The sequence below is a fragment of the Streptomyces sp. KM273126 genome (assembly GCF_004337435.2).
Taxonomy (GTDB): domain Bacteria; phylum Actinomycetota; class Actinomycetes; order Streptomycetales; family Streptomycetaceae; genus Streptomyces; species Streptomyces acidicola.
In genome coordinates this window covers 1230041-1242254 of record NZ_SJXB02000002.1, presented here as the reverse complement: position 1 = coordinate 1242254, position 12214 = coordinate 1230041, and the positions used below count along the sequence as shown (strand labels likewise).

Sequence of the window (12214 nt, the reverse complement as noted above, 5' to 3'; positions counted from 1 at the left end):
GTCAGTCCTTCTTGTCCCGGGTGTTCCGCTTCGCCCGCCGCGCGGACGGGACGGTGCGGCCCACGATCACGGTGCGTCGGGGCGCCTTGCCGGCGGGCTCGTCCTCACGACGGCCCATGGCGCGGCGCACGCCGTAGCCGAACGCCGCCACCTTCACCAGGGGGCCGCCGAAGGTGGACGCGACGGTGGTGGAGAGTGCCGACGCGTTCGACGTGACCTCCTGGACGTCCGAGGCGATCGCGTCGACCCGGTCGATCTGGGTCTGCGCGGAGCGAACCGCCTCGGAGGCGTCGGCGAGGAGCGGGACGGCCTGGTCGGTCACGTCCGCGACGAGCTTGGTGGTCGCCTTGAGCGTCTGGGCCAGCCTCGCCAGTGCGACGGCGAGGAAGGAGACCAGGATCGCCCAGAAGACGGCCACCAGGATCCCGGCCACCTCTCCACCGGACACTTGTGCACCCGCTCCCTGCAACACGTCGGAACATGCCTGAACGTCGAAAAGTCGTGCCCCCGAGCCTATCGCGCCGGGGGTACCACTCCGTACCGCATTACCTGGCTCCGGAACCTCCAGATACGAGAGCCCGCCGTCCCGTCCGCCACGGTGGGCGGGGAGACGACGGGCTGACGCGCGGAAAGTACTACGTCCGCTCGCGCTGTGGGGCGATCAGCGGGCGTAGTACTCGACGACGAGCTGCTCGTCGCAGATCACCGGGATCTCCTTGCGGTTCGGCTCGCGGTCCAGGCGGAACGCCAGGGCCTTGAGGTTCACCTGGAGGTAGCGCGGGGTCTCGCCGTCGGCGGCGAAGCCACCCTCGCGGGCGACCTCGAACAGCGGCTTCTGGCGGCTGCGCTCACGGACCATGACGACGTCGTCCGGCTTGACGCGGAAGGACGGCTTGTCGACCTTGTGGCCGTTGACCTCGATGTGGCCGTGGGTGACCATCTGGCGGGCCTGGTAGATCGTGCGGGCGATGCCCGAACGCAGGACCAGGGCGTCAAGGCGACGCTCCAGCTCGATGATCAGGGCCTCACCGGTCTTGCCCTGGACCTTGGAGGCACGCTCGTAGGCGCGGACGAGCTGGCGCTCGGACACGTCGTACTGCGCACGCAGACGCTGCTTCTCCAGCAGACGGACCTTGTAGTCCGAGTTCTGCTTGCGGCCGCGACCGTGCTCGCCCGGCGGGTAGGGGCGGGCCTCGAAGTACTTGACGGCCTTCGGGGTCAGCGCGATGCCGAGGGCACGCGACTTCTTGACCTTGGGGCGGGACTGGTTCGCCATGAACCAAACACCTCGTGTTTCTCTTTTGAAATCGGCTTCACCAGGGTTAGGGGAGGTCGCATCCGCAGCCCGGGAAACCCGTGAGGCCGGTTGACGGGCCTGACGGGCAGCCGCTCCCAGGTCTGGGCACATACGTGCAGCACGCGAGTGGCCCACCGACCGTTCCCGGGATTCGGGAGGGTGGTGGGCTGCCCGCGACACCTTCGACGGTGCGCGACGCTCCTGGATCCTCGGGGCCTCGCGGCCTCGGGGTTCCGGCTGGATGTCCCGCTCTGGTGGTGCCGGCCCCTCTTGCGAGGTGCCGGACGCGGGACTCAGCGCTTCGACCAAGTCTACAGGGTGGTCAGGACCGCTTCCGACCGAGGTGTTTCCGGGTCCACTCGACGGCGTCCGCGTAGCGCGCCTCGGCTCCGTGCCTGGTCGGGGCGTAGTACTCGCGGTCCTGGAGGGCGTCAGGGGCGTACTGCTGGGCGGCGATCCCCTCGGGCAGGTCGTGTGGGTAGACGTACCCCTGCGCGTGCCCCAGCTTGGCGGCACCCTTGTAGTGCCCGTCCCGCAGGTGCGGGGGCACCGGACCGGCCAGCCCCTTGCGTACGTCCTCCATCGCGGCGCCGATCGCCATGGTCGCGGAGTTGGACTTGGGGGCGAGGGCCAGGGCGATAGTGGCGTGGCTGAGGGTGAGCGCGGCCTCGGGGAAGCCGATCATGGCGACCGCCTGGGCGGCGGCGACGGCTATGGGCAGTGCGTTCGGATCGGCGAGGCCGATGTCCTCGCTGGCGGAGATCATCAGGCGGCGGGCGATGAACCGGGGATCCTCGCCGGCCTCGATCATGCGGGCCAGGTAGTGCAGGGCCGCGTCGACGTCGGAGCCGCGGATGGACTTGATGAGGGCGCTCGCCACGTCGTAGTGCTGGTCGCCGGAGCGGTCGTACTTCACGGCGGCACGGTCGACGGTCTCCTCCAGGGTCGTGAGGCCGATCTCCGTCCCGCCCTTGTCGAGGGCGGCTCCGGCGGCGGCCTCGAGAGCGGTGAGCGCGCGGCGGGCGTCGCCGCCGGCGATCCGCAGCAGGTGCTCCTCGGTGTCCTCGGGGAGGGTGACGGCGCCTGACAGGCCGCGCTCGTCGGTGAGGGCGCGGCGCAGAAGCCCGCGCACGTCGTCGTCGGTGAGCGGTTCGAGGGTGAGGAGGAGGGAGCGGGACAGGAGGGGGGAGATCACCGAGAAGTACGGGTTCTCCGTTGTCGCCGCGATCAGGGTCACCCAGCGGTTCTCGACGGCCGGGAGCAGGGAGTCCTGCTGGGCCTTGCTGAAGCGGTGGATCTCGTCGAGGAAGAGGACGGTCTCCTTGCCGAAGCCGCCGGTGGCGCGGCGCGCGCCGTCGATGACCGCGCGGACCTCCTTCACACCGGCGGTGATCGCGGAGAGCTCGACGAAGCGCTTGTTGGTGGCCTTGGAGACGACGTACGCGAGGGTGGTCTTGCCGGTGCCGGGCGGGCCCCAGAGGATCACGGAGGACGGACCGGCCGGGCCGCCTCCGGACTCGCCGACCAGTCTGCGCAGGGGTGAGCCGGGCTTGAGCAGGTGCTGCTGGCCCACGACCTCGTCGAGGGTGCGCGGGCGCATGCGCACGGCCAGGGGACTGCCGGACGGGTCCTTCTCCTGGCGTTCTTCGGCGGCTGCGGTGAACAGGTCGGGCTCCACGTCCGAAACCCTATGTCACCCCACTGACAACGCCCTCGGGTGCCCGATCGCCGTCAGCTGGTCCAGAAGTCCCACCAGCGGGTCAGGATCAGCATGCCGATGATGCCGACGTGCATCACGGGCAGGACCCAGGTGAACTCGCCGAAGAAGCCCTTCAGCCAGTTCGGCGCGGGCAGGAAGCCGTGGCGGACGTTGAACGACGTCACATACCAGAACATGACGATCGTGGCGACCCAGGCCAGGGAGCACCACAGGCACAGCGAGTTGATGTTGTACAGCGACTGGTACTGCAGCCAGGTGCAGAAGCCGACGCCGAAGACGGTGCCGGCGTTGAAGGTGAGCCAGTACCAGCGCGGGAACGTGGCGCGGGCGAGGAGGCTCATGCCGACGCAGATCACGATGCCGTACGCGACGAGGCCGAGCATCGGGTTGGGGAACCCGAAGGCCGACGCCTGCTCGCTCTTCATGATGTTGCCGCAGGAGACGACGGGGTTCAGGCTGCACCCGGGCGTGAAGCCGGGGTCCTCCAGGAGCTTGAACTTGTCGATCGTGATGACCCAGGAGGCCAGCAGCCCGGCCGCGCCGGTGATCAGCAGGAGGACCGCGAAGGCGCGGCTGCCGCCCACGCCGTGCGAGGCGTCGGCTCGTTCCCGCTCGATGGAGACGTCCTTGACTGTCGTCTTGCTCATCTCGTCGTATCCGTAGCTTCCGTAGCGTCGATGGAGGGCTTCCGGGCATGGTCATTGTGCCGCACACGCGCGCGTGTCCACCGTTCGATGGACATAAGGAAGTACGCCCGGTCGTCCCGGAGCGTTCGGTTCAAGGCGACGCTCGACGGCATGACAGCACACGCGAACGATCTCGCGGTGGACGTACGGGGGCTGCGCAAGCAGTACGGGGACGTGACCGCGGTCGACGGTATCCATCTCGGCATCCGCCGGGGTGAGGTGTTCGGCCTGCTCGGCCCCAACGGCGCGGGCAAGAGCACCACGGTGGAGATCCTCCAGGGCAATCGGGCACGGGACGCGGGCGAGGTGTCCGTGCTCGGGGCGGACCCGGAACACGGCACGCGCGCGTGGCGCTCGCGCGTCGGAATCGTCTGGCAGGACGAATCCGCGCCCGCCGAGTTGACGGTGCGAGAAACCGTTCGACATTTCGCCCGATACTACCCAAAACCGAGAAACCCAGATGAGGTCCTCGCTCTGGTGGGTCTCCGGGAGAAGGCGGGCAGTCGTGTCAAGGCCCTCTCCGGCGGCCAGCGGCGGCGGCTCGACGTGGCACTCGGGGTGATCGGCGGGCCGGAGCTGCTGCTTCTGGATGAGCCGACGACCGGGTTCGACCCGGCCGCCCGCCGCCAGTTCTGGGAGCTGATCCGTACGCTGGCCGACGAGGGCACGACGATCCTGCTGACCACGCACTATCTGGAGGAGGCCGAGGCGCTGGCCGACCGGCTCGCCGTCGTCACCAACGGCCGCGTGGTCGCCGAGGGCGAACCGGCCGCGCTGCGCGACCGCCACGGTACCGAGGCCACCGTCGAGTGGACGGAACCGGACGGCACCCCGCGCGCCGAGCGCACCGGGACGCCCACGCGCACGGTCGCCGAGCTCATGCGCCGCTTCGACGGGGAGATCCCGGGGCTTCGGGTGAGCCGCCCGACCCTGGAGGACGTCTATCTCCAGCTGACGGAACAGAGCGACCATGCCGGACAGGTCACGGAGGAGGACGAACGATGACAACGACTGCTGTACGGCCCCCGGAAGAGGCGCTCACCGAACGGCTGCCCGGCGCGTGGAGCATCGGCCTCAGCCGGGGCGCGCTGGAGATCAAGCAGTTCTTCCGGATGCGCGAACAGGTGGTCTTCACGTTCGCCTTCCCCGTGGTCTTCCTGTTCCTGTTCGCGTCGATCTTCAGCGACGACGTGGAGGGAGCGGGCGTCACCGCCTCACAGCTGTACGTGCCCGCGATGATCGCCGCCGGGATCATGTCCACCAGCTTCCAGTCCCTCGGGGTCTCCATCGCCGTCGAGCGGGACGAGCGGGTGCTGCGCCGGCTGCGTGGCACTCCCATGCCCCCGGCCTCGTACTTCCTCGGGAAGATCTGGCTGGTCTTCGTCACCGGGCTGTTGGAGACGGCGATCCTCCTCCTGGTCGGCACGACGCTGTATGACGTGGACCTGCCCACGTCCGCCGGCAAGTGGTTCGACCTCGGCTGGATCTTCGTCCTCGGGCTGACGGCCTGCGCGCTGCTCGGGATCGCGATCAGCTCGGTGCCGAAGTCCGGCAAGAGCGCCACCTCCGTGGTCGTCCTGCCCTTCCTGGTCCTGCAGTTCATCTCCGGGGTCTACATCTCCGTCGACACGATCCCGGAGTGGATGCTGAACATCGGTGCGTTGTTCCCACTGAAGTGGATGTGCCAGGGACTGCGCGGGGTGTTCCTGCCGGAGTCGGCACGCGTCCTGGAGCAGACGGGTGACTGGGAGTTCGGCCGCGTCGCCCTGGTCCTCGCCGCCTGGTGCGTCGGAGGATTGGTGCTGTGTCTGCTGACCTTCCGCTGGAAGAGCCGGCGCGACGGATGACGACGATGTCCGGCGCGTACACCTGGGACCGCACGTTCCGGCTCTGGGACTCGTACTTCGCCGTCGTGTGGGTGGCCACCCTGGTGTTCGTGCTCGGCGCGGGGCACACGGGGTGGCCGCTGCGCGCGCTCTCGGCCGGACTCCTCGTCCCGCTGGTTCCCTGGTACGTGGCGCTCGGGCGCCCGGTCCTGCGGGAGAACGCGACCGACGAGCACCGGGCCCTGGTCTACCTCGCCGGAACGGTCGCGCTGTTCCTGCCGTCGGCCGTCCTCGTCGGCGAGACGCGCCTGATGACCTTCGCGCTGGTCCCTCAGTGCTTCCTGGCGCTGCGCCTGCGGTGGGCGCTGATCGCCGTCGGCTTCATCAACATCGTGCCGGTGGCGGGCTGGGCGCTGCTGTGGCGGCCCGGTGGCGAGGCCGTCTTCTTCAACTCCGTCTTCGCGGTCGTCACGCTCGCCTTCTCGGTGGCCCTCGGCAGCTGGATCATCCGCGTCGTGGAGCAGAGCCAGGAGAGGGCCGAACTGATCGCCGAGTTGGACGCCAGCCGCCATGAGGTCTCCCGTCTCTCAGCGGCGCACGGCGCGCTGGCCGAGCGGGAGCGGCTCTCCCGGGAGATCCACGACACGCTCGCGCAGGGGTTCACCAGCCTCCTGATGCTGGTCCAGGCCGTGGACGCCGAACTGGAGGACGACCCGCCCGCCGCCCGGCGTCACCTGGCGCTGATGGAGGAGACGGCCCGGCAGAACCTGGCCGAGGCGCGGGCACTGGTCGCGGGTGGCGCGCCCGCCGACCTGCATGGCGCTTCCCTGCCGGACGCGTTGCGCCGGCTGGCCGCCCGGCACTGCGCCGAGGTGGACGTCACGGGTCCGGTGCGCCCGCTGTCCGCCGGGCCCGAGGTGGTGGCCCTGCGCTCCTGCCAGGAGGCGCTGGCCAACGTCCGCAAGCACGCGGGGAGTTCGACCGTGGTCGGCATCACCCTGGCGTACGCCGACGAGACGCTCACCGTGTCCGTCCGGGACGACGGCTGCGGCTTCGAGCCGTCCGCTGTGACGGACGGCTACGGCCTGGCCGGCCTGCGCGCCAGGGCCGCCGAAGTGGGCGGCACGGCATGTGTGGACAGCGCGCCCGGCACCGGTACTACTGTGACGGTGCGGCTGCCCGTCCCGCCTCCGAGGAGCACCCCGTGATCCGGATCATCCTCGCCGACGACCACCCCGTCGTGCGCGAGGGCCTGCGCGCCATGCTGAGCGCCGAGCCCGACCTCGATGTGGTCGCCGACGCGTCGAACGGCCCACAGGCGGAGGCGCTGGCGGCCGAGTTGCGCCCCGACATCGTGCTGATGGATCTGCGGATGCCCGGTGGCGGAGGCGTTGACTCGATCGTGCGGATGACGGAGGCCGGGATGTCGTGCCGCGTCATCGTGCTGACGACGTACGAGACGGACGGCGACATCCTGCGTGCCGTGGAGGCCGGTGCCGCCGGTTATCTGCTCAAGGATCTGCCGCGTGGTGAGCTGGCGGAGGCCGTACGGGCCGCCGCGCGGGGCGAGACCGTGCTCGCGCCGTCGGTCGCCGCGCGGCTGGTCGACCAGTTGCGTACGAAGCCGGAGCGGCCTCGGTTGTCCGATCGGGAGACGGCGGTGCTGCGGCTGGTGGCGGAGGGCTGCACCAACGCGGAGATCGGCCGTCGGCTGTTCATCGGTGAGTCGACGGTCAAGACCCATCTCCTGCGTGCGTTCGGCAAGTTGGGGGTGGACGATCGGACGGCTGCGGTGACGAGTGCGATGCGGTTCGGGTTGCTGGACTGAGGGTTCCTCTCCCCCGCCGCCCCTACCCGTCCCATCCCCAGGGGCTCCGCCCCTTCGACCCCGGCCAAGGGGCTGCGCCCCCTGGACCCCCGGGCTCCGGGGCTCCGCCCCGGACCCCGTTTCGGGGGCCGGCCCCGGACCCCGCTCCTCAAACGCCGGAGAGGCTGAAATGTGCGGGCCGGGCTGGGACCTTGCCCGGCCGGGCAAGGTCCTTCCGGCTGGGCTGGGATCTTCCGGCTGGGGCCTTTCAGCCGAGGCCAGGCACCACCCAGCCCGTCCGGTGTTTGAGGACGAGGCCGTTCAGGCCGATGCGGGGGTCTGGGGGCGGCAGCCCCAGGGAAGGATGGGACGGGTAGGGGCGGCGGGGGCGAGGAAAGCCCGGCCGTAACCCGGTCCGCCCTCAGCAACCCCGCCCGCCCTCAGCCCAACCGGGCCTCCAGTTCCGCCACGACCTCGTTCACGCCGATCGCCCTCTGCTCGCCGGACTCCATGTCCTTGAGCTGCACCACACCCTCGGCGAGATCACGCTCACCCGCGACGATCGTGTACCGCGCACCGCTGCGGTTCGCGTTCTTCATCGCGCCCTTCAACCCCTTCCCACCGAAGGAGAAGTCGGCCGCGACACCCGCCTTGCGCAGCTCGGTGACCTTGCCGAACAGAACGCGGCGGGCCTCCTCTCCCAGCGGGACGGCGAACACGCTCGTGGACGCGGGGAGCGAGAGCTGCACACCCTCCGCCTCCAGGGCGAGAACGGTGCGGTCGACCCCGAGCGCCCAGCCGACCGACGGCAGCGCCGGGCCGCCGATCATCTCCGACAGACCGTCGTAGCGGCCGCCGCCGCCCACCGCGGACTGGGAGCCGAGGCCGTCGTGGACGAACTCGAAGGTCGTACGGGTGTAGTAGTCGAGGCCGCGCACCAGCTTGGGGTCGTCCTCGAAGGACACGCCCGCCGCCGTGATCAGCTCGCGGACCTCCTCGTGGTACGTCTTGCACGCGTCGCACAGGTAGTCCCGCAGCAGCGGAGCGCCCACGAGCTGCTTCTGGACCGCGTCCCGCTTGTCGTCGAGCACCCGGAGAGGGTTGATCTCGGAGCGGCGCAGGGTGTCCTCGTCGAGGTCGAGGCCGCGCAGGAAGTCCTGAAGGGCCGCCCTGTACACCGGGCGGCACTCCTGGTCGCCCAGGGAGTTGAGCAGGATACGGAAGTTCCTGAGGCCCAACGAGCGGTACGCCTGGTCCGCCAGGATGATCAACTCGGCGTCCAGCGCCGGGTCCTCGGCCCCGATCGCCTCGGCACCGACCTGTGAGAAGTGGCGGTAGCGGCCCTTCTGCGGGCGCTCGTAGCGGTAGTACGAGCCGGAGTACCAGAGCTTGACCGGGAGGTTGCCCGCCTTGTGCAGGTTGGCCTCCAGCGCGGCCCGCAGGACCGAGGCCGTGCCCTCGGGGCGCAGGGCCAGCCTGTCGCCACCCTTCGTCTCGAAGGCGTACATCTCCTTCGTCACGATGTCCGTCGACTCGCCGACGCCACGGGCGAAGAGTTCCACGTTCTCGAAGCCGGGCGTCTCGATGTAGCCGTAGCCGGAGTTGCGCAGCGGAGCGGCGATCGCCTCACGGACGGCCAGGTACGTGGCGCTGTCCGGCGGGATCAGGTCGTACGTGCCCTTGGGGGCCTTGAAGGTGCTCACGGAAGGTCTCGTCACATTCCTCGTCGGGGAGGGGTGCTCCCACCCGTACTGGGTTCCTGGCGGCCGGCGGCCACCTGCCGCAGGTACGGGTTGGTGGCGCGCTCCTGGCCGATGGTCGTCTGGGGGCCGTGGCCCGACAGCACCACGGTCGAGTCGTCGAGCGGCAGGCACACGCGGGCCAGCGAGTCGAGTATCTCGGCCATGTCACCGCCGGGCAGGTCGGTGCGTCCGATGGAGCCGGCGAAGAGCAGATCGCCCGAGAAGAACACGGAGGGAATGTCCGCGGTCTCGGGCATCCGGAAGGTCACCGACCCCTTGGTATGGCCGGGCGCGTGCGCGACGGACAACTCCAGACCGGCCAGTTCCAGCGTCGAACCGTCCGTCAGCTCCTTGACGTCGTCGGGCTCCCCCACGGTCAGCTCGCCCATCAGCGGCATCCCGATGGACTGGCCGAAGGCCTTCGCCGGGTCACTCATCATGTAGCGGTCGGCAGGGTGGATCCACGCCGGTACACCGTGCGCGCCGCACACCGGGACGACCGAGGCCACGTGGTCGATGTGGCCGTGGGTGAGGACGACGGCGACGGGTTTGAGCCGGTGCTTCTTCAGCGCCTCCTCGACTCCCGCGGCGGCCCGGTGGCCCGGGTCGATGATCACGCACTCCTCGCCTGCGGCCGGGGCAACCAGGTAACAGTTGGTCCCCCAGGCCCCGGCGGGGAACCCGGCAATGAGCACGATCGTCCTTCGGATTGTGGAGTACGGGCTGGATTGCTGCGCATCAGAGCCTACCGGCGCTGCCGTTTCCTCAGCGAACCCATATACGGTACGGGGCACACACAAGCGGTCGGCTCACCAGTCGCACGCGTACCGGTCGACGTACGAAGACGCATGAGGAGAGAACCCGGTGGTCAGCCAGGAACAGCGGCGGCGTCAGCTCGCCCGGGAGAAGTTCTTGCGGCAGCAGCAGCGGCGCACGTCCGCGCGGCGCAAGGCACGTGCCCGCAATGCCGTGATCGCGTCGGTCCTCGGCGTCATCCTGATAGGCAGTGTGGCGCTGTACACGACCGGAGTGCTCAAGGACGACGGCAAGAAGGAGAACGCGAGCGCCGAGGTGACCCCGAGCGCCTCACCGAGCAAGGCCCCGGACCCGTGCGAGAAGCCCGCCGAGGGCAAGGTCAAGAAGCTCTCGTACAAGAAGGAGCCCGAGGTCGCCATCGACGAGAGCGCGAAGTACACGATGGATCTGCAGACCACCTGCGGTGACATCTCCATCGCCATGGACGCGGCGAAGACCCCGCGCACGGTGAACTCGTTCGACTTCCTGGTCAACAAGGGGTACCTGGACCACACGAAGTGCCATCGGCTCACCACCGCGGGCATCTACGTGCTCCAGTGCGGGGACCCGCAGGGCACCGGCATGGGCGGACCGGGCTACACCATCCCGGACGAGAACCTGAAGGACAAGAGCCTGAAGGGCGGGGTGTACCCGGCGGGCACCGTGGCCATGGCGAACCAGTACAACGCCCAGACGAAGGAGGGCCGCGACAGCGGCGGCAGCCAGTTCTTCCTCGTCTTCCAGGACAGTCAGCTCCCGCCCGACTACACACCGTTCGGCACGATCTCCGAATCGGGGATGAAGGTCCTGGAGAAGATCGCCAAGGCGGGCGAGAACACGGGGCAGGGCGACGGCACGCCGAACGCGACGGTCGTGATCAACAAGGCGACTGTCAAGGAAAACTGACCGCCAACTGCGCAATTTCGGTCGCGCGGGATGCGGACAGCCGCCCCGCCGGTCGCCTATGTTGGCCGTGACGAAACTGTGGACGATGCCCGGGGGTGCTTCAGCCCTTCGCAGGCATCATGTGGAGGAGGCGCTGTGAGCAGCGACCCGTGGGGCCGCGTCGACGAGACGGGGACCGTGTACGTGCGTACGGCCGACGGCGAGCAGGTCGTCGGTTCCTGGCAGGCCGGCTCTCCCGAGGAGGCGCTGGCCTACTTCGAACGCAAGTACGAGGGCCTGGTTGTCGAGATCGGCCTCCTCGAAAAGCGAGTGAAGACCACCGACCTGTCGGCGAAGGACGCCCAGACCGCGATCGAGCATCTGCGGGAGCAGGTCGACGCGCACCACGCGGTCGGCGACCTGGGCGCCCTGCGGACGCGGTTGGACAAGCTGGTCGAGTCCGTCGAGGCGCGCCGTGAGGAGCGCAAGGCGCAGCGGGCCAAGCAGTCCGACGAGGCACGGCACTCCAAGGAGGCCCTGGTCGCCGAGGCGGAGGAGCTGGCCCAGTCCGACCAGTGGCGGGCGGCCGGTGAGCGGCTGCGCGCGCTGGTGGACACCTGGAAGGGGCTGCCGAGGCTCGACCGCAAGTCGGACGACGAACTGTGGCACCGCTTCTCGCACGCGCGGTCCGCGTTCTCCAAGCGGCGCAAGGCGCATTTCGCGCAGCTGGACGCGCAGCGGGAGGACGCCCGCAAGACGAAGGAGCGGCTGGTCGCGGAGGCCGAGTCCCTGTCGGGCTCGACCGACTGGGGGCCGACGGCGGCCCGCTACCGCGAGCTGATGTCCGAGTGGAAGGCCGCGGGCCGCGCCCAGCGCGAGCACGAGGACGACCTGTGGAACCGTTTCCGCGGTGCCCAGGACATCTTCTTCGCGGCGCGCAGCTCGGTGTTCGCGGAGCGTGACGCCGAGCAGGCGGAGAACCTCAAGCTCAAGGAGGAGCTGGCCGGCGAGGCGGAGAAGCTGCTGCCGATCACGGACCTGAAGTCGGCCCGTGCCGCGTTCCGCTCCATCAACGAGCGCTGGGAGGCCATCGGCCACGTCCCGCGGGACGCCCGCCCGAAGGTGGAGGGCCGGATGCACGCCGTGGAGCGGGCCCTCCAGGACTCCGAGGAAGCGGAGTGGCGCCGTACGAACCCGGAGGCCCGCGCCCGGGCCGAGGGGCTCACGGGCCAGCTCCAGGCGGCCGTGGACAAGCTGAAGGGCCAGATCGAGCAGGCGCGGGCCCAGGGCAACAACGCCAGGGCCGACAAGCTCGAAAGGGAGCTGGAGGGCCGCCAGGCGCTGCTGGACCAGGCGCTGAAGGGCCTGCAGGAGTTCGGCGGCTGACACGCCAGGCACACGGAAAGGGGCTCCCGTACACCACGTACGGGAGCCCCTTTCCGTGTGAGCCGCAGGG

12 protein-coding genes are annotated in these 12214 nt (G+C 69.8%); 6 read left to right on the top strand and 6 right to left on the bottom strand.

The window, feature by feature from the left end; genetic code table 11:
- Window position 1 precedes the first annotated feature (1 nt).
- The 4 genes from E0500_RS36075 to E0500_RS36060 form a co-directional block, all read right to left on the bottom strand.
- Window positions 2-448, bottom strand: a complete 447-nt coding sequence (locus tag E0500_RS36075) for a DUF948 domain-containing protein (RefSeq protein WP_131563029.1) — start codon at window positions 446-448, stop codon at window positions 2-4.
- Between the two features lie 213 nt (window positions 449-661).
- Window positions 662-1276: a 30S ribosomal protein S4 gene (gene rpsD / locus E0500_RS36070; protein ID WP_131563026.1), complete on the bottom strand. Its 615-nt coding sequence runs from the start codon at window positions 1274-1276 to the stop codon at window positions 662-664.
- 343 nt (window positions 1277-1619) lie between these two features.
- Window positions 1620-2975 carry a replication-associated recombination protein A gene (locus tag E0500_RS36065; RefSeq protein WP_131563024.1) on the bottom strand — a complete coding sequence of 452 codons (1356 nt, stop codon included), beginning with the start codon at window positions 2973-2975 and terminating at the stop codon, window positions 1620-1622.
- A 53-nt stretch (window positions 2976-3028) separates the two neighbouring features.
- The gene (locus tag E0500_RS36060) at window positions 3029-3664 is read right to left on the bottom strand and encodes a vitamin K epoxide reductase family protein (protein ID WP_131563022.1); all 636 of its coding nucleotides are present in this window, start codon (window positions 3662-3664) and stop codon (window positions 3029-3031) included.
- A 150-nt stretch (window positions 3665-3814) separates the two neighbouring features.
- Here E0500_RS36060 and E0500_RS36055 point away from each other — a divergent pair, with 150 nt between their 5' ends.
- From E0500_RS36055 to E0500_RS36040, 4 genes are read left to right on the top strand one after another with little or no spacing between them, the layout of a single operon-like run.
- Entirely contained in the window at window positions 3815-4708 is an 894-nt protein-coding gene (locus tag E0500_RS36055; protein WP_131563020.1) for an ABC transporter ATP-binding protein, read from the top strand.
- A complete protein-coding gene (locus E0500_RS36050) occupies window positions 4705-5550 on the top strand; it encodes an ABC transporter permease (RefSeq protein WP_131563017.1) in 846 nt (281 codons plus the stop codon). Before E0500_RS36055 ends, E0500_RS36050 begins: the two co-directional genes overlap by 4 nt.
- The gene (locus E0500_RS36045) at window positions 5547-6737 is read left to right on the top strand and encodes a sensor histidine kinase (protein WP_131563015.1); all 1191 of its coding nucleotides are present in this window, start codon (window positions 5547-5549) and stop codon (window positions 6735-6737) included. The genes E0500_RS36050 and E0500_RS36045 overlap by 4 nt, the downstream gene beginning before the upstream one ends.
- A complete protein-coding gene (locus tag E0500_RS36040) occupies window positions 6734-7357 on the top strand; it encodes a response regulator transcription factor (protein ID WP_131563013.1) in 624 nt (207 codons plus the stop codon). Before E0500_RS36045 ends, E0500_RS36040 begins: the two co-directional genes overlap by 4 nt.
- 419 nt (window positions 7358-7776) lie before the next feature.
- On the opposite strand, the gene hisS is transcribed toward E0500_RS36040, so the two are convergent.
- A complete protein-coding gene (gene hisS / locus E0500_RS36035) occupies window positions 7777-9039 on the bottom strand; it encodes a histidine--tRNA ligase (RefSeq protein ID WP_131564680.1) in 1263 nt (420 codons plus the stop codon).
- 11 nt (window positions 9040-9050) lie between these two features.
- A complete protein-coding gene (locus tag E0500_RS36030) occupies window positions 9051-9773 on the bottom strand; it encodes an MBL fold metallo-hydrolase (protein ID WP_131564682.1) in 723 nt (240 codons plus the stop codon).
- Window positions 9774-9942: 169 nt separating this feature from the next.
- Between E0500_RS36030 and E0500_RS36025 the strand changes: the two genes are divergently transcribed.
- Both E0500_RS36025 and E0500_RS36020 read left to right on the top strand, forming a co-directional pair.
- The gene (locus E0500_RS36025; RefSeq protein ID WP_131564684.1) at window positions 9943-10779 is read left to right on the top strand and encodes a peptidylprolyl isomerase; all 837 of its coding nucleotides are present in this window, start codon (window positions 9943-9945) and stop codon (window positions 10777-10779) included.
- 135 nt (window positions 10780-10914) lie between these two features.
- On the top strand, window positions 10915-12144 hold the full coding sequence (locus E0500_RS36020) for a DUF349 domain-containing protein (RefSeq protein WP_131564686.1): 1230 nt from the start codon (window positions 10915-10917) through the stop codon (window positions 12142-12144).
- The last annotated feature ends 70 nt before the right edge of the window (window positions 12145-12214 follow it).